20 protein-coding genes are annotated in these 19,948 nt (G+C 67.4%); 10 read left to right on the plus strand and 10 right to left on the minus strand.

The window, feature by feature from the left end; genetic code table 11:
• Positions 1 to 5: 5 nt before the first annotated feature.
• From W7S_RS10090 to W7S_RS10110, 5 genes are all read left to right on the plus strand, one after another.
• Entirely contained in the window at positions 6 to 2,456 is a 2,451-nt protein-coding gene (locus W7S_RS10090; protein WP_232525832.1) for an AAA family ATPase, read from the plus strand.
• A 466-nt stretch (positions 2,457 to 2,922) separates the two neighbouring features.
• A complete protein-coding gene (locus tag W7S_RS10095) occupies positions 2,923 to 4,143 on the plus strand; it encodes an endonuclease/exonuclease/phosphatase family protein (RefSeq protein WP_255348944.1) in 1,221 nt (406 codons plus the stop codon).
• Between the two features lie 147 nt (positions 4,144 to 4,290).
• Positions 4,291 to 4,812 (plus strand): carboxymuconolactone decarboxylase family protein, encoded by a 522-nt coding sequence (locus tag W7S_RS10100; RefSeq protein WP_014711448.1) that lies wholly within the window; start codon positions 4,291 to 4,293, stop codon positions 4,810 to 4,812.
• Positions 4,809 to 5,354 (plus strand): carboxymuconolactone decarboxylase family protein, encoded by a 546-nt coding sequence (locus W7S_RS10105; RefSeq protein WP_008255850.1) that lies wholly within the window; start codon positions 4,809 to 4,811, stop codon positions 5,352 to 5,354. Before W7S_RS10100 ends, W7S_RS10105 begins: the two co-directional genes overlap by 4 nt.
• 54 nt (positions 5,355 to 5,408) lie before the next feature.
• Positions 5,409 to 6,005, plus strand: coding sequence for a TetR/AcrR family transcriptional regulator (locus tag W7S_RS10110; protein ID WP_008255851.1), 597 nt, complete (start codon positions 5,409 to 5,411; stop codon positions 6,003 to 6,005).
• Here the strand turns inward: W7S_RS10110 and W7S_RS10115 are convergent.
• Positions 5,985 to 7,154 (minus strand): acyl-CoA dehydrogenase, encoded by a 1,170-nt coding sequence (locus W7S_RS10115; RefSeq protein ID WP_008255853.1) that lies wholly within the window; start codon positions 7,152 to 7,154, stop codon positions 5,985 to 5,987. The two genes, W7S_RS10110 and W7S_RS10115, sit on opposite strands and share 21 nt — an antisense overlap.
• Positions 7,155 to 7,233: 79 nt before the next feature.
• On the opposite strand from W7S_RS10115, the gene W7S_RS10120 reads away from it, so the two are divergent.
• The gene (locus W7S_RS10120; RefSeq protein WP_008255854.1) at positions 7,234 to 7,980 is read left to right on the plus strand and encodes an Rv3717 family N-acetylmuramoyl-L-alanine amidase; all 747 of its coding nucleotides are present in this window, start codon (positions 7,234 to 7,236) and stop codon (positions 7,978 to 7,980) included.
• Between the two features lies 1 nt (position 7,981).
• Here the strand turns inward: W7S_RS10120 and W7S_RS10125 are convergent, their stop codons facing one another.
• Complete coding sequence (locus tag W7S_RS10125; protein ID WP_036428776.1) at positions 7,982 to 8,740, minus strand: cutinase family protein; 759 nt, start codon at positions 8,738 to 8,740, stop codon at positions 7,982 to 7,984.
• A gap of 220 nt (positions 8,741 to 8,960) precedes the next feature.
• Between W7S_RS10125 and W7S_RS26065 the strand changes: the two genes are divergently transcribed.
• Both W7S_RS26065 and W7S_RS10130 read left to right on the plus strand, forming a co-directional pair.
• A complete protein-coding gene (locus tag W7S_RS26065; RefSeq protein ID WP_020822262.1) occupies positions 8,961 to 9,227 on the plus strand; it encodes a hypothetical protein in 267 nt (88 codons plus the stop codon).
• 66 nt (positions 9,228 to 9,293) lie between these two features.
• Positions 9,294 to 10,781 carry an NAD(P)/FAD-dependent oxidoreductase gene (locus tag W7S_RS10130; protein WP_008255856.1) on the plus strand — a complete coding sequence of 496 codons (1,488 nt, stop codon included), beginning with the start codon at positions 9,294 to 9,296 and terminating at the stop codon, positions 10,779 to 10,781.
• Positions 10,782 to 10,785: 4 nt separating this feature from the next.
• On the opposite strand, the gene W7S_RS10135 is transcribed toward W7S_RS10130, so the two are convergent.
• From W7S_RS10135 to W7S_RS10150, 4 genes are all read right to left on the minus strand, one after another.
• The gene (locus tag W7S_RS10135) at positions 10,786 to 11,190 is read right to left on the minus strand and encodes a hypothetical protein (protein WP_232536740.1); all 405 of its coding nucleotides are present in this window, start codon (positions 11,188 to 11,190) and stop codon (positions 10,786 to 10,788) included.
• Between the two features lie 78 nt (positions 11,191 to 11,268).
• Positions 11,269 to 11,811 (minus strand): ester cyclase, encoded by a 543-nt coding sequence (locus W7S_RS10140; protein ID WP_008255860.1) that lies wholly within the window; start codon positions 11,809 to 11,811, stop codon positions 11,269 to 11,271.
• 40 nt (positions 11,812 to 11,851) lie between these two features.
• Positions 11,852 to 13,159 carry a cytochrome P450 gene (locus tag W7S_RS10145; protein WP_008255865.1) on the minus strand — a complete coding sequence of 436 codons (1,308 nt, stop codon included), beginning with the start codon at positions 13,157 to 13,159 and terminating at the stop codon, positions 11,852 to 11,854.
• A 38-nt stretch (positions 13,160 to 13,197) separates the two neighbouring features.
• Positions 13,198 to 13,545, minus strand: coding sequence for an MmpS family transport accessory protein (locus W7S_RS10150; protein WP_026071561.1), 348 nt, complete (start codon positions 13,543 to 13,545; stop codon positions 13,198 to 13,200).
• A gap of 90 nt (positions 13,546 to 13,635) precedes the next feature.
• Here W7S_RS10150 and W7S_RS10155 point away from each other — a divergent pair, with 90 nt between their 5' ends.
• A complete protein-coding gene (locus tag W7S_RS10155; protein WP_008255870.1) occupies positions 13,636 to 14,721 on the plus strand; it encodes a dihydrodipicolinate reductase in 1,086 nt (361 codons plus the stop codon).
• A 109-nt stretch (positions 14,722 to 14,830) separates the two neighbouring features.
• On the plus strand, positions 14,831 to 16,543 hold the full coding sequence (locus W7S_RS10160; protein ID WP_008255872.1) for an Hsp70 family protein: 1,713 nt from the start codon (positions 14,831 to 14,833) through the stop codon (positions 16,541 to 16,543).
• 36 nt (positions 16,544 to 16,579) lie between these two features.
• Here W7S_RS10160 and W7S_RS10165 read toward each other — a convergent pair whose 3' ends face one another.
• The 4 genes from W7S_RS10165 to W7S_RS10180 form a co-directional block, all read right to left on the minus strand.
• Entirely contained in the window at positions 16,580 to 16,948 is a 369-nt protein-coding gene (locus W7S_RS10165) for a hypothetical protein (protein WP_008255874.1), read from the minus strand.
• Between the two features lie 74 nt (positions 16,949 to 17,022).
• Positions 17,023 to 18,117, minus strand: a complete 1,095-nt coding sequence (locus tag W7S_RS10170; protein ID WP_008255876.1) for a hypothetical protein — start codon at positions 18,115 to 18,117, stop codon at positions 17,023 to 17,025.
• Between the two features lie 60 nt (positions 18,118 to 18,177).
• Positions 18,178 to 18,801: an MBL fold metallo-hydrolase gene (locus W7S_RS10175; RefSeq protein ID WP_008255879.1), complete on the minus strand. Its 624-nt coding sequence runs from the start codon at positions 18,799 to 18,801 to the stop codon at positions 18,178 to 18,180.
• Entirely contained in the window at positions 18,801 to 19,886 is a 1,086-nt protein-coding gene (locus tag W7S_RS10180; RefSeq protein WP_008255882.1) for an S-(hydroxymethyl)mycothiol dehydrogenase, read from the minus strand. Before W7S_RS10180 ends, W7S_RS10175 begins: the two co-directional genes overlap by 1 nt.
• Positions 19,887 to 19,948: the final 62 nt, after the last annotated feature.

Genomic DNA, 19,948 nt, shown 5'->3' on the forward strand with positions numbered 1-19,948 from the left:
TCCCCGTGGGAGCACAGGAGCCGGTGAACGACACGCTGAAGAATTACGTGCTGGCACTCGCCGACGCAGACGAATCGCTGAGCGAGTCGGCAAGGCTGGCAGTGTTGGCCGCGCTGGAAGACCCCGACGTCCTCTCCGAAGCGCTGGGCGGTGCCGCGTCCGCGGACGTCTCGGATCTGCTAACCGCCGCCGACGAGCCCGAGCACCCGGTGGGGGCCTATCTCGATTCGATCACCGTGTCGGGGTTCCGCGGCATCGGACCCAAGGTTACCGTCCCCCTTCAGCCCGGCCCAGGCCTGACGGTGATCGCCGGGCGCAATGGGTCGGGCAAGTCGACGTTGGCCGAGGCGCTGGAGCTGGCGCTGACCGGCGTCAATTCTCGATGGAAAGACAAGCCGGTTGTGTGGTCGCAGGCGTGGCGCAACCTGCACGCCGGTGAACCGGCACAGATCCGCATCGGCCTGACTGAAGAAGGCTCGGGCACAACGACAATCGGCGTGGACTGGCCGGCGGGCCAGGAGGTTCCCGTGGAGGACGCACGGCGCTGGGTTCAGCGCAAAAAGCAGAAGCAAGAACCCGTCGGCGCGCTGGGATGGGACACGGCGCTGACGATGTATCGGCCGTTGCTCAGCTACGACGAGCTCAGCGGCATCCTGGAAGGCAGGCCAAGCGAGTTCTACGACCAGCTCTACCGGCTGTTGGGCCTCGAGCAGCTCTCCAGCGCTATTGGCATCCTCGACGCAGAGATCAAAAAGCTTCGCCAACCCGGCGCCGACCTCAAGAAAGCTGCCGACGCCCTCAAGCCGATATTGGCCGCCCACGAAGATGCACGCGCCTCGGCCGCGGCGGCACAGGTCAAGAAAACAAAGCCCGACCTCGATGCAGTGCGCCCATTGATCACCGGCGTGCCACCCAATGTGCCCATGGCGTGGGAACAGGCGCGCCAGCTGACGTCGCCGAGCGCCGAGGACTCCGAAATCAAGTACACAGCCCTTCGATCGGCGGCGCAGGCTCTACAGGCAGAAGTCCGGCGCGCCGATGCATTGGCGGCCGACCGCGCCCAGCTGCTTGAATCCAGCCTGGAGTTTCACGACCAGCACGGTGATCAGCTTTGCCCGGTCTGCGGTCAAGGGATCCTAGACCAAGGTTGGGCGCTGGCCGCGCGCGCGGCCCTCGAGCGCGATCAAAGTGCCCTGAGCGACCTCACCGCCGCTCGCGCCGAGGCGCAGCAGGCGCGATCGGCAGTCGTGGCAATGGTGCGATCGGTGGCTCGCCCGCCGCTCGCCGATGCCGAGCTGAGCACTATCGAAGCAGCGCGCGCCGCCTACGATGTCTTCGCCGAGCTCCCGATTGGCGACGACCTCGCGCTCGCCGACCATGTCCAAGCGACGCTGCCGGCGCTGCGCACCGCCTACGCCGCGCTGACCCAGGAAGCCTCGGACCTGCTCCAAGCCCGCGAGGACGCGTGGAGCCCCGTGGCCGCGGAGCTGGCCGCCTGGCTGCACAAAGCCGAGGCCGCCGCCGCGGTAGCTGACCAGCTCGCAGTCGCGACCGAGGCATCGAAGTGGTTGCAGGCCAACGCTAGTCAGCTACGTAACGAACGGATCGCGCCACTGGCCGAGAAGTCCCGCGAGATCTGGGCGGCACTGCGCCAGGAGAGCAACGTCGATCTCGGTGGCATCCGCCTGGAGGGACAGAAGACCACCAGACGCGTGGTGCTACAGGCTGCCGTCGATGGATCGGACACCGAGGCATTCGGCGTGATGAGCCAAGGTGAACTGCAGGCCCTGGCCCTGGCAATTTTCATTCCGCGCGCGACATCGCCCGAGAGTCCCTTCCGGTTCCTGGTGTTCGACGATCCGATCCAGGCGATGGACCCGTCGAAGATCGACGGGTTTCTGGACGTCCTGATCACGCTGGCCAGAGACCGCCAGGTGATTGTTTTGACCCATGACAACAGGCTCCCGGCGGCCATCCGCAGCTCGCGGGCTCCCGCGCGAATCGTCGAGGTGACACGCGCGGCGAACTCGTCCATCAGCATCGTGGAGTCCACTTGCCCCGCGACGCGGCTGCTCGACGACGCGTTCGCGATCGCGGCCGACGATGCGGTGCCGGAAGGCATCAAGCGATCCGCTATCCCAGCACTGTGTCGAGAGGCGTTGGAGGTGACCGCCTGGGATGTCTATTCGTCGAAGGCTTTGTCGGATGGCCGATCTCGTGAAGCTGTAGAGACAGCTTGGGAAAAAGCCACCAAGGCGACCAAGCGGTTGGCACTGGCCTTGTCGGGCGACGCCGACGATGACGTTGCGGTGGACAAGTGGAAGTCGGGTGGTCGTGCGCGCCGAGACACGTTGTCCGTCGTGAACAGGGGTGTCCACCAGGGAGTTTCGGATTACAGGGGCGCGGTCAAAGATGCCCGGTTGGCGGTCGGCGACTTAGCCCGAGTGGCTGCATGACTGTACGCGCCGCGCTGCTCGAGTACGCCGATAACGTGCTCGATGGAAGCATCGCGCTGGGCCCGCGGGCGGCACGGACCGCGGCGCTGCTGGCACGTCTTGCGTTGGAGGATTGGCTCAACGAGGAGAGCGCCTCCTGGTCATCGTCCAGTGAGAAGCCGCCGACAATGAACTCAAAACTTGTGGTGCTAGGTAGGAATCGAGGAGCTGAGGTGGGGGAGCGGGTAAGGAGGGCTTGGCATTCGCTAAGTCGGGCGGTGCACCACCACGCCTATGAGCTACAGCCCTCGGTGACAGAGGTACGGCACCTTGTGGGACAGGTGCGTGCGTTTTGCTGTACAAATTCGACGACAGCCATTGAGTAGTAAGAGAAGCCGCTGCCCGCCGACCAAACCGAGCGGACTTCCACGATGAGTTGGCGTTCAGGCGGGAAAAGGTTGCACTTAGCCCAAGGGATGGTTGAGCAGTGATACTTCTGACTTGGAACATCAGGCAGGGTGGCGGTTCGCGGGTGTCATCGATCTGCCACCACGTCGAAGATGTTCGACCAGACTTGCTAGCGTTTACCGAATTTCAGGCCCGAAACGAAGCATCGTTGCGCGCACATTTGGACCGGCTTGGCTACCCGTTCGTCATGACGTCAAAACCGATTGCAAATCACAACGGCCTACTCGTTGCCTGCAGGTGGCCGATTGAGCATGCTCCCGATGACTACACACTCGGTGCCGACCAGGAACGGTGGCTCGCGCTTCGTCTCAATGAGCTCGACCTCGACATACTGGCTGTGCACATCCCGGGAGCTCCTGACAATAAGTTCGAAAACGGTTACGGCATCTCCGGCGCGAAGCGTAAGGAGTTGTTTTGGGAATACACCATCAACTACGCCGTCAGCCATAAAGACCGTCAAGCAATCATTCTGGGGGACTTCAATACCGGGTTCCGGATCGATGCCGAGGGCACTAACTTCAAGCAGTCACATTGGATGGCGAAACTGCTTGAGATCGGATACATCGACACGTGGCGGCACCTTCACACCCACGAACGCGACTACACTTGGTTCTCGAAACGGGTGGACAAGACCACGGGTAAGTCCGAAGATCTCAACGGGTTTCGCCTCGACTATATCTTTGTCTCCCCGGCACTGCAGCACGCAGTAACCGACGCCGCAATACTTCATGGGCCTCGAACGGCCGGGGCATCAGACCACGCCAGCGTGGTTCTCAAACTGAGAACGCCGGAAGTAGGCGCCACGACGGTAATCGCCAAAGAACAATTGTCGACGGAAACGATGACTGGTGAACAATCCTTTCACACCTTGAGCGACAAGCTGTTCCATCCAAGAGGGCATAAGGCAGCAATGCTGGTCCAGGGCCGGAAACTCAGTGCTCGCTTCGAGATCGTAGGCGGTCTCCCCGACATGAAGTGCGGCCTCAACGGCCAGGAGTTCTTGCAGCAGTTCCGTCCGACCTACGTGACAGCTGAGTGGGCCGAAGGTGTGCTCAAAGAAGTCAGGATCTGGGGCCCACGCGTGCTCCAAGACGGTTCACTCGGCAAACGGGAATTGGACCACCAGTGGAAAACGCCGGTCCCGGATGGCGGAGTTAGATACAGCGACTTGCCGCCTTCAGTTGCGGCGCAGCTGAAGGCGCATGTAAGTGACAACGGTTTCGCAGGGCCGCCACAGTGAGCTGAGCTGCAGCGCCGCCAGGTGGACAGGCAAGTTCCTGAAACCGCTAGCGCAGGAGCTATCACTTTCCGCAAACCCTTGGCACTCCCGGACAGCCGCGTTCAGTACAGTCGAGGAACCCTTAGTGGGCAAGAAAGGACCTCGGCGATGACGCGAATGCCCTTGGTCAGCACCGACCGCCAACCCGAGGGGATTCAGCAACCCATCGCGAGCCCGGATACCCTCAACGTGCTGCGCCTGATCGCCAACGCCCCCAACGTGTTCGACGGATGGTCGCAGATGGCCGGGCAGCTCTTCGAAAGCCCGACTTTCACCCCGCGGATGCGCGAAGTGATCATCCTGCGGGTCGGCCACCTCCAGGAGTCGCCCTACGAGCTCGCCCAGCACGTGGTCTTCGCCCGAAAGGCAGGGCTCACCGACCGACAGATCGACGCCCTCCAGGACAAAGCGGACCTGGACGCGGCCGGGTTCGAAAGCGGCGAACGCCTCGTCATCGACACCGTCACCGAGCTGTGCACCACCCGCCGGCTAAGCGACGACTCCTTCGCCCAGGCCCACCATCTGCTCGGCGACGAGGCACTCACCGAGATGCTGATGATCGTCAGCTGCTACTACGGCCTGGCGCTGGTGCTCAACGCCGTCGACCTCGACATCGACGCCCCCGCATGACCCGCATCCCGTACCGCGACCCCGAGGACATGCCCGAACTCGCCCGCGAATTGACCGCGCGGCGGGGCAATCTCAACGTCTACCGCGCGCTGGCCAACGCCGAGAAGGTGTTCACCAGTTGGATGGTGGCCGGCGACGCCGCCCTGACCAGCCCGGTGCTGCCCAGGAGGCTGCGCGAACTCATCGTCCTGCGCACCGCGTATCTCATGGACTGCGCCTACGAGCTCGGCCAACACAAGGACGTCGCCCAGACGGTTGGCCTAAGCAGCGACAGCATCGCCGCGCTGACTTCCGAATCCGGTTGGCAAAACGGCGATTTCGACGCCACCGAGCTGGCCGTCCTGCACCTGACCACGGAGCTGGTCACCACCCGCCGCGTCGCGGCAGAGCTTTTCGCCCAGGTACACCAAGCCCTCGGCTCGGAGGCCACCATGGAGGCGTTGATGGTCATCAACCGCTACGCCGGCCTGGCGCTGATGCTCAACGCGCTCGACGTGGACCTCGACGAGACCGCCCGACTGCCGATACCGCCGACAAAATGACGGTGGCCCGCGGTTCCTCCACCAGCCAATCGGCCTTCCCGTAACCTTCACGACATGGTGGTGCGCAAGCAGCCGTCGACCCGCCTGTCGGCCGAGGACTGGCTCGAGGTGGGCTACACCGTGCTCGCCGAAGAGGGTGTGCGCGCACTCAAAGTCGAGCGTTTGTGCCAGCAGGCCGGTGTCACGCGTGGCAGCTTCTACTGGCACTTCGAGGACATCGACCACTACCGGGCCGCGCTCGTCGAATCCTGGAATAAATTCCTCGAACGCGACCGCCAGGCGCTGTCCAAGCTCGACGAGCTGCCACCCCGGGAGCGCCTGTTGGCCCTCACGCGCACGCTGGTCAGCCCCCAGTACTGGATGCTCGAGCGGGCGATGCGCGAATGGGCCCGCCTGGACCCGGTCGCGGCCGAAAACATCCGCGCGGCGGACCGGCTCTTGCTGCGCACCGTGGTCAAGGCCTACTGCGACTACGGGTTCAGCTTCGAGGACGCCAAACTGCGCGCGGAGTTGACCTTCGCCGCGGGAATCGGCCTGCTGCACCTCACCAGCTCGGCCGAGCAGGCCCAATCGCTGTCCCAGCGAGAACGATTCCTGGCCGTGATGCTGGGCGAGTCGGGGACCGCCGGCTCAGATCATGGCGATGGGTGAGATCTTCGCGCCAATCGCCAACGCGCCGGCCAACTCTCGGCTCGTGTCGTAGTCGAACACCACATGCCCCGCGGCGATGTCCACGTCGCGCTTGGCGCGCTGCAGCGGGCTCGACAGGAAATGAGCGCTGGCGCCGGCCGCCTCCAACAGAGCGGCGATGATCGCCCGGCACTCGTGCACCGTGCGCGCCGCCGCCAGCCGGGCATCGGCGCGCACCGACCGGCTCACCCGCCCGCCGCTGACCACGATCGCCTCGATCTCGTCGACGGTCGCCGCGATCAACGCCCGCAGCGCGCTCAGCCGCACCCGCGCCTCGCCGAGCCGGATCTGCGCGGCGGGCTGATCCTTTTGCGCCACCCCGCTGTAGGCCAGCACCCGCCCACCGAGGCGCTCGGCGAACAGCTCGGTCACCCGTTCGGCCGCCCCGAGCACGGGCATCGACGCCGTCAGCGCCAGCGCGGGCACCATCGGCCACCGGTACGTCGGGACCCCGTGCGCCCGCGCGCCGGGTGCGGTGCCGCCGTAGATGTCGGCCACCGCGACCAACCGATGCTCGGGGACGAAAACATCGTCGACGACCAGGTCATGCGAACCGGTGGCCCGCATGCCGGCCGTGTGCCAGGTGTCGACGACCTCGACCCGGTCGGCGGGCAGCACGACGAGCACCGGGTCGATCCCGTCCGCGCGCTCGATCAGCGCGCCGACGATCATCCAATCGGCGTCCATCGCCCCCGTCGCCCACGACCACCTGCCGGTCACCCGCACCCCGCCGTCGGCCGGGACGCCGCGGCCGGTCGGGGCCAGGGGAGCCGGCGCCAGCGCCGGTCCGGACGCGAACACCTCCTCCTGCGCCCGCGGATCGAACAACGACAGCATCCAGTTGTGCAGCGCGTAGAAACCCAACGTCCAGGCGCTCGAGGCGCAGCCGTGCGCCATCCGCCGAATCGGTTGCAGCAGTTCGGGAAACGAGGCCTGCAGGCCGCCGAACCGCGCCGGCAGCAACAAGCGGAACAGCTCGGTCTGCCGGAAATCGCTCACCGTCGCCGCGGGGAGGCGCCGCAGCCGCTCGGCCTCCTCGGCGCGCTCGGCCAGCCGCGCCACGAATTCGTCGGTGATGCCGTGCAGGGGACGGCTGTCGACCACGGACATGCCGACGACCGTAACATACTTTTTAGTATGTAGCGGCGCCGGTTGTTACCATCGCCCGGTGAGCGATCGCCCGGGCGGGATGCGATCACGCCGCGACGTCCTGAAGATCGCCGGTGTCCTGCCGGCGATCCTCGGCGCCGCCGCCGTCCTGCCCGCCCCGCGCGCGGCCGCCGGTGTCGCCGGGATGTCGGTCTTCCTCGATCCCGGCCATAACGCCGTCAACGACGCCTCGATCAACCAGCAGGTGCCCAACGGTCGCGGGGGCACCAAGCCGTGCCAGACCTCGGGCGCCGCGGCCGGCGACGGCTATCCCGAGCACGCGTTCACCTGGGCGGTGGTGGGGCTGATCGCCGACCAGTTGAACCAGATGGGCGTTCGGACCCAGCTCTCGCGCGACGGCGACGGCGGCGTCGGTCCGTGCATCGACCAGCGCGCGGCGGCGGCCAACGCCATGCGCCCGGACGCGATCGTGAGCATCCACGCCGACGGGGGACCGCCGTCGGGCAGCGGATTCCACGTCAACTACTCCAGCCCGCCACTGGGCGATGTTCAGACCGGACCCGCCGTGCAGCTGGCCCACGCGATGCGGGATGCCTTGGCCCAGTCGGGATTACAGCCGGCGAACTACATCGGCTCCGACGGCCTGTACGGCCGCGACGACCTCGCCGGGCTGAACCTGGCCCAATACCCGGCGGTGCTGGTCGAACTCGGCAACATGAAAAACGCGGGCGACGCCGCGCGGATGGAAAGCGCGGACGGCCGGGCGGCCTACGCCGCCGCGGTCACCCGGGGAATCGTCGCTTTCCTCAGCGCCAAGGCCGGCTGACTCAGCTGCCGAAGCCCCCGCTCGCGGGTGGCGGCGCCGGGGCGGGGCCGCCGAGGCCGAGGTGGCTGGAGGCGAAGGCGACGCCTTTGTCGATGATGGAGCCGTCGTCGGCGTAGGTGTTGTGGGCGGCGAAGTTCATGCCGTCGGAGCAGACGGGGTCTTCGGTGGCGCAGACTTTGAGGGTTTTGTCTTGGTAGGCGGGTCCGATGACGACGGGGGGTTCGCCGAGGAAGTTCATGGCGCGCACGTTGGGCATGCCGAAGAGCACGACTGAGGAGACGTGGTTGGCGACGTCGGGGGACAGGGGTTTGGGGACGGTGGCGGGGTCGATGCCTTCGGGGACGGCGGCGGAGGTGACAAAGCCCATGACGGCGGCGCCTTGGGAGTAGCCGCCGAGGACCATTTTGGTGTTGGGGCAGTCATGGGCCATGGACACGACGTGGGCGCCGGCGTCGCGGATGCCGTCGATGCCGGTGTCCCATTGGTCGGTGGCGGGGTAGTTGACGGGGTAGACGTCGAAGGAGCGGTCGCCGACGCGTTGGTGCAGGGCGTCGACGAAGGCTTGGCCGGTGGGGCCGACGCCGGGTTCTTCGCCGGTGCCGCGGGCGAAGACCACTTGCACGTCGGGACATGCGGCGGCGGCGGTGGGGATGAGGGAACCGGAGACGGCCGAGGCGGCCATGCCCGACGCGGCGATAACTACTGCTGGACCAAAAGAACGAACAATTCGACGCACGATCATGCCGTCCAACGTGCCCATGCGAGCCCCTCCCAAACTGTCAACTTGCCGACCATTTCGTGATGTTTTCCTGTATACCGGCGCGCGCCGGCATGCGGTGGATAGCGGCTCCGTCGCCTCCATCGGACCGACGCGGCCAGTGCGCATCTTGTTACCAAAAAACACTTTAAGCCGTCGTTTGATTTCGTCTGTCGAGGGTAGCCGCAGATCGCGGGACTCTGCCAATCAGAGGGGCGGCGACATGGCAACGGGCGAAACGGGTTTCGGCGGCGTAACCTTCGATCTCTTTTCCGTTCAACACCACTCGGTGATATCGGGCCGCGACGACGACCCGTGCGCGCGACGCAACCCACGCGGGACCGAATGGGATTGCCTCCGGCCCCGCGATGAGGACGCCGGTGCGGCGAATTGGTTTCCGCGTGAGCCGAAAATGCTGAGCGGGCGCACAGGTGTCGGCATGGTCACATACGGGCAACGCTCAGGTGCGCTCGGCGTGGCGCCCTATTAGAGTGACGTATCTTAGGGAAAGCTTATGATTCGTTAAGTATGGAAACAGGTAGCACGGAGCAAGGCTGTGAAAACGGACCGTTTCGACGCGATCATCATAGGCGCAGGTTTCGGCGGCATCGGCGCCGCAATTCAGCTCAAGCGCCTCGGTTTTAAGAACTTCGTCATCCTCGACCGAGAGGATGACCTGGGTGGCACCTGGCATGTCAATCACTACCCGGGCATCGCCGTCGACATCCCCTCCACGACGTACTCGTACTGGTTCGAGCCCAATCCCGGGTGGTCACGGTTGTTTGCGCCGGGCGCCGAGGTCAAGGCGTATGCGGCCGACGTCGCCGACAAGTACGACGTGCGCCGCCACATGCGGTTCAACACCACCGTCGAAGGCGCCGAGTGGGACGAGGACGCCGAGGTCTGGCGGGTGGCGCTGGCCGGCGGCGAAAACCTGACCACCCGCTTCCTGATCACCGCGACCGGCTTCCTGTCCCAGCCGCGCCTGCCGGACATCCCCGGCATCACCGGCTTCGAGGGCAAGATCGTCCACACCACCGCGTGGGACCACGACTACGACTACACGGGCCGCCGCATCGCGGTCATCGGGACCGGCGCGTCGGCGGTTCAGCTCATTCCCGAGCTCGCCAAGCGGGCCGGCGAGCTGACCGTCTACCAGCGCACCGCGACCCACATCATGCCCAAGCCCGACTTCGAGTTCCCGCAGGCGGTGCGACGCCTGTTCGCCCGGCTGCCCGCCTCGCAGCGCGCGCTGCGGTGGGTCACCGACATCATCTTGGAAATCATCATGGTCGTCGGGGCGCTGCACTATCGGGAATCGCGGGGGCGCGGCAACATTTCGGCCGCCGACCTGGCCAAGATCAACCGATTCCGGTGGATCCGGGACAAGGATCTGCGGGCCAAGTTCACCCCGGACTACGACTGCGGCTGCAAGCGGCCCACCCTGTCCAACACCTTTTATCCCGCGTTCGCCAAGCCGCACGTGCACCTGGAGACCAACTCGATCGAGCGGATCGAGCCGGACGGCATCGTCACCACCGACGGGCGCAAGACCGTCATCGACACCCTGGTCCTGGCGACCGGTTTCGACCTGTGGGAGGCCAACTTCCCGGCCATCGAGGTGATCGGCCGCAAGGGCCGCAATCTCGGTAAGTGGTGGCGCGAGACCAGGTTCCAGGCCTACCAGGGCGTCTCAGTGCCGTACTTCCCGAACTATCTCGGCCTGGCAAGCCCGTTCGCCTTCTCCGGACTGTCCTTCTTCCACACCATCGAATACCAGATGCGGCACATCGACCGGCTGCTCGGCGAGGTCAAGCGCCGGGGCGCGACGACCTTCGAGGTGACCGAGGAAGCCAACGACCGGTTCATGGAGCGGATGACCAAACGGCTGGACAGTTCGGTGTTCTACAGCGGCGACTGCGCCACGTCGCGGTCGTACTACTTCAGCCCCAGCGGTGAGGCGTCGCTGCTGCGGCCCACGTCGACGCTCAATTCGGTGCGCGAAGCGCAGACCTTCCCGCTCAGCGACTACGTGATCGCCTAGCGCCTCAGCGGCGCGCGGATCCGGTCAACGGTTGCCCGTTGGCGGACTGCAGCAAGCAGATGACGGTGCTAGGGGTGGGGTCGGCGCCGGTGCGGTCCTGGTTCGAGTCGATCAGATAGGTGATCGAAAATCGGCCGGCGTCAACGGATTGCCCGGTATAGGGGGCGAGTCCGGCGGCGCAGTCCTTGTTGGCGACGGCGGCGGTGGCGGTGTCGACGGCCATCGGGGCGCGCAGATACACCTCGGCCAAATGCGCTGTCGCACAGTCGACGACGGTGACGTCGACGCGGCTGCCGTCGGCCGGCGGCAGGTCGGCCACGCACTCACCGGCCCGCAGGTCGATCCATTTCTCGGTGTGCGAACCGGGCGGCAGCGGAGTGGCGACGGCGGCGGCGCAGGGGGCCAACATGGCCGCGACGACGAGCACGCCCACCGGGTGAAGGGGTGAAGTGCGCATCGCAGCCTCCCTTGCTCTTAGCGGTGGAGTTTAGGAGGTGTTGGTCAGCGCCGGGTCCGGTTTTCCCGACGACATCGATAGGAACCCGCGCACGCAGCGCGCGGCCAGCCACCAGTTCGCCGGCTTCCTCATGTCCAGCCCGCCGAGGAGCTGTTTGACCATGGTCAGGCTGTCAAAGTAAATGCGTTCGCAGACAAGGGTTTCGGTGTCGTCGAAGACGAAGTAGGCGGTCATGCGGACACGGAACCGGCTGCCGGTCGGCGGGACCTTGCCCAGGTAGCCGCGGTGGGTGCCCATCAGCCAGAATTCGACGATCACCGCGTCGGCGCTGTGCCGCAGCGCGATGATCTCGTGATCCTGGTCGGGAAACGCCGTGCGGGTCTCGGTGTAGTAGCCGCGCACCGCCGCGTCGCCGTCATGCACGAGCATCTGGGGGATCAACTCGTAGCGCGGATGCGGGAACGTCGCCAAGACGTCGTCCCAGGCCTGGCGGACCTCGTCATGAAAGTGGTCGAGCACGAGCTTCTGGCGCGCGGCCAGCACCTCGGGGGGCGGGAACGCGGGGATGGTCACGTGGTCAGCGTAAGCCCGCGACCTCGCGATTAGAGGCGACCTACCGCGGGGGAGTCCAGGCGACCGGCAGGGTCTTGATGCCGTGGATGAACTGCGACAGCAGCCGCGCGGGCTCGTCCGTCGCGACGATGTCGGGGATCTCGCGGCGCAATTCGTCGAAGACCACCCGGATTTCGCGACGAGCCAGGTTGGCGCCCAGGCAGAAATGCGCGCCCCCGCCGCCGAAGCCGAAATGGGGATTGGGGGTGCGCGCGACGTCGAAAAGCCAGGGATTGTCGAACGTCGACTCGTCGCGATTGGCCGAGTTGTACCACAGCGTGACCTTGTCGCCGGACTTCATCTTGGTGCCGGACAACTTGAAGTCCCGGGTCAGCGTGCGGCGCATGTAGATCACCGGGGACGCCCACCGCACGATCTCCTCGACGGCGGTGGGCGTCAGGCGGTCGAAGTTAGACCACCACTTGTCCCGCTCGGCGGGGTAGCGCGACAGCGCCAGCACACCGTGGCTGATCGCGTTGCGCGTCGTCTCGTTGCCGGCCACCACCAGCAGGATGAAGAACGACGCGATCTCGGCCGACGTGAGCCGTTCCCCGTCGACCTCGGCCTCCACCAGGCTGGTGGTCAGATCGTCGTGGTGATTCGACCGCCGGTCCTCGGCCAGCGCGCTGGCGTAGGCGCCGATGTCCATCGACACCTGGAGGAACTCCCCGAAGTCCGTGGCCAGGTCCGGGTCGCCGAACCCGAGAATCACGTTGGTCCAGTGGAAGATTCGCTGATGGTCCTCCTCCGGAATGCCCATCATGTCGCAGATGACCTGCAGCGGCAGCGGACCGGCGAGCTCGCCGACCAGCTCGGCCTCCCCGTCGGGATGGTTCGCGATCAGCGAGGCGACCAGCCGGCGGGCCCGCTCGCGGACCGACGCCTCGATGCGCGCCACCACTTTCGGGGTGAACGCGCGACTGACGATCGAGCGCAGCCGCTGGTGCCGCGGATCGTCGAGCACGATCATCGAGCCGAAGTACTCGCTGATCTCCGGGGTGTTGTCGTTGATCGTGATGTTGGGGCTGGAGCTGAAGATGTCCGGATGACGGCTCGCGAAATACACGTCGTCATGCTTGGTCAGCGCCCAGTGCCCGTTGCCCGGCTCGAACCCCTCGTACTCGACCGCGGGCCAGAACGAGATCGGCGCCTCGCGGCGCAGGGTGGCGAAGGTGCCGTCGCGGACATCGTCGTCGAGCGCCCAGAAGTCCAGCGACTCGAGGTGGATGTCGGCCAGCGGGATCTCGGGCGGCGGCGCCCCGTTCGTCCGCGCCGCCAGGCCCTTTTTGGGACCCGTCTTGAGGCTCACCTAGACCTCCTCGTGTCGTGCGGGGGCGTGCGGCACGGTCAGTGGGTGCAGACCGTTCGGGCGGGCGTGCCGACCGTGGCCGTCGCCGCGCTGACCACGTTGCCGTCGACCAAGATCTTGCAGGAGATGGGGCCGGGCCCCTGCGCGCTGATCGTGAACACCTCGCCACCGAACCCGGTGAACTCCGTCGACCACGGCAGCGGCGCATTCACCTGATGCAGCTGCCCGGTGTCGGTTTGGTAGTAGATGAATTCGGCGACCGCGGGCCCGTTGACCTCGTAGCGGATCTGCGGCATCTGGGGCAGCGCGTGGGCCACGCCGCCGGCATTCGCGAACCCTAAACCGACGGCCAACACGATCGCAGGTCCGGTGAGGTGCTTCGTCATGAATTGCATCGTGTCACCACGGGCGACGGTAGGGAAGCTTAATGTGAAGTTCCAAGCGGGGGCTGGTGAGTGGAAAGGTGGCGTAAAGGCATGGCGGGACACGGCTCAAAGCGCGTGGTGGTGTTCGGCACCGGCTTCGTCGGCAAGATGGTGATCCCCGAGATCGTCAAACACCCCTCGTTCGAGTTGGTGGGCGTCGGCGTCAGCAACCCGAACAAGGTCGGCCGCGACGTCGGCGAGATCTGCGGAATGGGCGAGAAGGTGGGCATTCTCGCGACCGACGACATCGACGCCCTGATCGCCCTGAAGCCCGATGCGCTGGTGCATTACGGCCCGACGGCCATGCACGCCAAAGAGAACATCCTGCTGATCACCCGGTTCCTGCGGGCCGGCATCGACGTGTGCTCGACGGCGATGACCCCGTGGGTGTGGCCGACGATGCACCTGAACCCGCCGAACTGGATCGAGCCGATCACCGAGGCCTGCGAACTGGGTGAGTCGTCCTGCTTCACCACCGGCATCGACCCCGGATTCGCCAACGACCTCTTCCCGATGACGTTGATGGGCCTGACGTCGGAGGTGCGGCGGGTGCGCGCATCGGAACTGCTGGACTACACCAACTACGAGGGTGACTACGAATTCGAGATGGGCATCGGTCGCGAGCCCGAATTCACGCCGATGCTGCAGGACCGCGACATGCTGATCTTCGCGTGGGGCGCCACCGTCCCGATGATCGCCCACGCCGCCGGCATCATGCTCGACGAGATCACCACCACCTGGGACAAGTGGGTGACACCGACGGAGCGCAACTCGGCCCGCGGCGTCATCAAGCGCGGCCACGTCGCGGCCGTCCGGTTCACCATCAACGGCGTCTACCAGGGCGAGACCCGCATCCAGCTCGAACACGTCAACCGCATCGGGCTCGACGCCGCCCCGGACTGGCCGCGGGGCCACGACAACGACGTCTACCGTGTGGACATCGAGGGGACCCCGAGCATCTTCCAGGAGACCGCGTTCCGGTTCACCGACGGCTCCGGCCGCGACGCCGCCGCGGCCGGCTGCCTGGCGACCGGGCTGCGGGCCCTCAACGCCGTGCCGGCGGTCAACGACCTGCGGCCGGGCTGGGTCACCCCGCTCGACCTGCCACTCATCGCCGGGGCCGGCAACATTCGCTGACCGGCGCACAGCGGTCACATAGCCGCCACCGACACGCGATACAGGATTTGGCGGCACAATAGCGGCTAGCCGGATGCGAATTGGTGCTGCGAACAACGGGGATCGAACTATGGCCAATGGAGCTGGGACCGCACTGGGCCTATCGATCGGTGTCACCAACCTGGCGGCCGCGACCTCCGATAACGCCATCACCCGCAAACCCGTCCTGACCCTGTATCCGGACAAGCCCGCCGAGATCGGCATCCCCGCCGAAAACCCCCGCCTGCAGGGGCCGGGCGTCGTGCTCACCGGCTTCGTGAACCGCGTCGGCGACCCGCGCGGCGTCGTGGCCCCCGACGGCTCGGTGCATCGGGGCGAGGTGTTGCTCGCCGACGGGTTGCGGGCGCTGGCCTACGCCGCGACCGGCGGACGCCCGCTGCCCGACGACGTCGCGGTCACCTACCCGGCCCATTGGGAGTCGCCGGCGGTGGAGGCCCTGGGCGCCGCCCTGGGCGAAATCCCCGAATGGTCGGGGCGCGCGCGCCCCATCCTGTTGATTCCCGACGCGGCCGCGACGCTGCTCGCCGTGCGGACCAACCCGGGCATACCGGCGCGCGGGACCGTGGCGGTGTGCGATTTCGGCGGCAGCGGCACCAGCATCACGCTGATGGACGCCGACGGTGACTACCGGGCGGTGGCGCCGACCGTGCGGCACCGCGACTTCTCCGGCGACCTGATCGACCAGGCGCTGCTGGGGGTCGTGGTGGCCAACATGCCGACCACCGGCGCGTTCCCGACGGGCACGGCGGCGATCGGCTCGCTGAGCCGGCTGCGCACCGGGTGCCGGATCGCCAAGGAACAGCTGTCCTCGAGCGCCGCGACGACGCTGACCAATGGGCTGACCGGGGCGCAAGGTGAAATCCGGCTCGCCCGACACGAACTCGACGACGCGATCCGACCGGCGCTGACCGGCTTCCTCGCGCGGCTGGATGAAACGTTGGCGCGCAACGGGATCCGCGACCTCGTCGCGGTGGTGTCGTCGGGGGGCGGGGCGAACCTCCCAGCCATCACGACCACGCTGGCGCGGCATCTTCGTGTCCCGGTCGCCACCACGCCGCGGCCGCAACTCACCGCGGCGGTCGGCGCCGCGCTGCGGGTGGCGCGCGGCGCCGGCGATGCGACGTCCGCGGCGCCCGCCGTGCCCGCGACCGCGACGGCTCGGGCGGCGAGGCCCGACCGCACCGCGACAACCCAACTGCCGCCCGCGGGCCCAACGCCGATGCCGATCCGGGCCTGGTCGGCCACGGCCCGCCAGTCGCGCGTCATGCCGGCCGGCGACGCGCCCGATTTGGAGGCACCGACCACCCGGATCGCCGCCCCGGCCGCGCGGCGCAAGCGGATGTTCGCCCGATGGCGCCTGCTGCCGGCGGCCGCCGTCCTCGTCACCGCTGCGGCGGTGCTGCTGGTGGGGGCCGCGCTGGCGGTCGGGCTGAACCCGCCGGACAAATCGGCGACGACGCTCGCCCCGGCGGTGACCACCACGCCGCCGGCGCCGGCGCCGGCGACCGCGGAACCCGCGCCCGTGGACGTCCCGGTGCCGTCGACCTCCGACACCAACCCGCCGGCCGAGACCGAGACGCCGATGACCACGACGCCACGGGCGACTCCCCAGGCGGCCCCGCCCCCGCGCCCGGCAGCTCCGCGCCGCGTGGCCGTCCCGCCCATTCCACCGATTCCCGGGCTCAATGAGCCCATCCCCGGGCTCGACCGGGTCAACCAGATCCTTCAGGAGATCCAGGGCGGCCTGGGCGTCAACGCACTCGGGCCGTTACCCGCCCGCTGAACGACCCTTACCCGCCACCGGGGGCCGGTACACGAATTACCTTTCGGTGATACGTTTTTCGCCTTTGTTCTCCGCGGTGGCGGCTTCCCTCAGCACCTCGTTGAGGGCCTTGTCCTTCTCGATCTGGTCCTGCAGATCCTTCTGCTCGCGGCCGTCGTCGTCCTTGGCCTGGGAGTCCGTGCCCTCGGCGACTTCATGCTTCGGGTTACCGTCCTCGTCCAACCATTCGTTGACGGCGGTGCCGGACACGCTCCCGCCGGTGCCGGGCAGCACGATCGTGGGCTTGTCCTTGTAGGCCTCCATCATCTTGGCGGCCTCTTCTTTGTCGTCCTCGTCCGGCTCCGGCTTCTCGGTCAGTCGTTGCTCGTCGTCCTGACCGGACGATTTGTCGTCCTGCACGCTCATGCATCTACCCCCTTGCATCGCAGATTCGACGATGGCGGGGGATTACCCGTTGCGCGGCTGTGCCGAAACTCTCCTCAGCGCGCCCCGTCGCCCTTGACCAGCACAACCAGGGCCTGCGGGATCCGCATCGGCTCGGGTGCGCTGGACAGCCGCTCGGCGACCGCGGCCTGCAGCTGCTCGACGAACTGCCCGGCCCGTGGGTCGTGGATGCCGCCGTCGAGCGCGCGCACCAGGGCGGGGAACAGCGCGGACCGCGCGAAGGCGGCCCACTGGGCGCCGAAGGCGTGGGCGTCGTGGTCGGACTGGAAGCGGGCCCAGAATCGATCCTCGGCGTTGAAGATCTCGAGGTGCTCGATCATCAGCCCTTCGAACCGCCCCTTGGGCGCGAACGGCGCGCGAAAATCCTTCTCGGTGCGGGCAAAGGTGGGAATTGTCATGCGCCGCAGCTCATCTGGGCTCAGCAGGCCGTCGCGTCGCTGCTCGTCCAGCGCGCCGACGATCGCGTCGAGCAGCGGCGCGAAGCCCGCCGTCTCGTCCTCGTCGGCCGCCAGCGTCAGCGCCACCAGCCGGCCCTCGGGCGCCAATTCGCGCCCGCGGAACGCCACGAAGTTGTGCCAGTCCAGGGCGGCCTGGTCGGAATAGGCGGATCGCACCGCGTCGTCGGCGGTGCACGAGACGTGCACGTGATCGGGCACCTCGCAGGGCGTTCGGCTCAGCCACTGCGTCGCCCAGGACGTCCAGCCCAGGTTGACGGTCTTGGACGGGACGATCTGGTTGTAGAAGGACCGGCCGATCGCCGAGGTGAACGTGGCCCCGTCGAGGTGCAGGTAGCTTTCGGGGTCGTCGGCCACCGTGCCGAACAGCGCCGTGAAGTCGTTGCGCGGTACGTCGGTGTGCGCCACCAGGATTGCGTGGTCGTGGCTGGTGCGCCGGCGCAACACCGCGATGGCCGCCGACAGCGGCCGCAGCGAATTGTGGCCGTTGGCGGCGCCGTAGTCGGCGAGGACCATCGGCTGTGGAGACCGGGGCAGCGCAACCTGTTCGGCGGCCCGCTCGAACACCGCGATCGCCTTCGCCAACCCGGCCGCCCGCAGCCGCGACGCCTCGCTGAAGGTCGGCTCGGGGCGGACCACAATGCTCGATTCGGGCATCGGCGGTTCAGGCTGCATAGGGCAACGATAGTGGTTGGGCTGGTGGTCAGTTCGGCGTGGCGAGCGGGCCGGGCGATGTCAGTGGCCGCGCGCCACCCATTCCTCGTAGTGCACGATCTCGTCACCGATGGTGGTGCTGTCGCCGTGGCCGGTGTGCACCACGGTATCGCCGGGCAGGGTGCCCAGCCGCCCGGAGATCGACTGCAGGATGGTCGGGAAATCCGAATAGGAACGCCCCGTGGCGCCCGGGCCGCCGGAGAACAGGGTGTCCCCGCTGAACACCACACCGAGTTCGGGGGCGAACCAGCACACCGAGCCCGGGGAGTGCCCCGGCGTGTGCAGAGCCAGCAGCTCGGTGCCGGCGATGTCGATCGTGTCGCCGTCGGCGATCGTGCGGAAGTCCTTGTCCGGGTGGGTCATTCGCCACAACACGTCGTCGCCGGGGTGCAGCAGGACCGGCGCGTCCAGGGCCGCGCCGAGTTCGGGGGCCACCGTGACGTGGTCGTTGTGCCCGTGGGTGCAGACCACCGCGACGACGTTGCGCTTACCGACCGCGGCCAGGATGGGCTCGGCGGCGTGCGCGGCGTCGAACACCACGACGTCGGAGTCGTCCCCGACGATCCAGATGTTGTTGTCGACTTCCCAACTGCCGCCGTCGAGTTCGAACGTCCCGTGGGTGACCAGGCGCTCGATCGCCGCCATCAGAGCACCACCACCGAGCGCAGCACCTCGCCGCCGTGCATCTTGTGGAACGCCTCCTCAATGTCGCCGAGCCCGATGCGTTCGGAGACGAACTGCTCGAGCGGGAGCCGGCCCTGCAGGTACAAGTCGATCAGCGTGGGGAAGTCGCGTTCGGGCAGGCAGTCGCCGTACCACGACGACTTCAGCGAACCGCCGTGGCTGAAGAAGTCCACCAACGGCATCTCCAGCGTCATGTCGGGGGTCGGAACACCCACCAGCACAACGGTTCCGGCGAGATCGCGGGCGTAGAAGGCCTGCTTCCAGGTTTCGGGCCGGCCCACCGCGTCGATCACCACGTTCGCGCCGAACCCGTCGGTGAGGTCGGCGATGGTGGTGACCACATCGAGTTCGCGGGCGTTGACGGTGTGCGTGGCGCCGAACTTGCGCGCCCAGTCCAGCTTGGTGTTGTCGGTGTCGACGGCGATGATGCGCCGCGCGCCCACCAGCGCCGCCCCCGCGATCGCGGCATCGCCCACCCCGCCGCAGCCGATCACCGCGACGGTGTCGTCCCGGGTTACGGCGCCGGTGTTGATCGCCGCGCCCAACCCGGCCATCACGCCGCAGCCCAGCAGACCCGCGACCGCGGGGTCGGCCTCGGGATTGACCTTGGTGCACTGGCCGGCGGCCACCAGCGTCTTGTCGGCGAACGCCCCGATGCCCAGCGCGGGCGTCAGCTCGGTGCCGTCGGTCAGCGTCATCTTCTGGGTGGCGTTGAAGGTGTCGAAGCACAGGTGCGGCCGCCCGCGCTTGCAGGCCCGGCACTGCCCGCACACCGCGCGCCAGTTCAGGATCACGAAGTCGCCCGGCGCCACGGCGGTCACGTCCGGCCCGACGGCCTCGACCCGGCCGGCGGCCTCGTGGCCGAGCAGGAACGGGTACTCGTCGTTGATGCCGCCCTCGCGGTAGGTCAGGTCGGTGTGGCACACCCCGCAGGCGATCACGTCGACGAGAGCCTCGCCCGGCCCGGGGTCCGGGACGACGATGTCGACCAACTCGACGGGTTCGCCCTTCTTGCGTGAAATCACGCCGCGCACTGTCTGACTCATGGCTCCAACCTACTGATCGCCGCCATACATCTCGCGGCGGGCCGTCCACCCATCGGGCCGGT

This window comes from Mycobacterium sp. MOTT36Y (assembly GCF_000262165.1).
Classification (GTDB): domain Bacteria; phylum Actinomycetota; class Actinomycetes; order Mycobacteriales; family Mycobacteriaceae; genus Mycobacterium; species Mycobacterium intracellulare.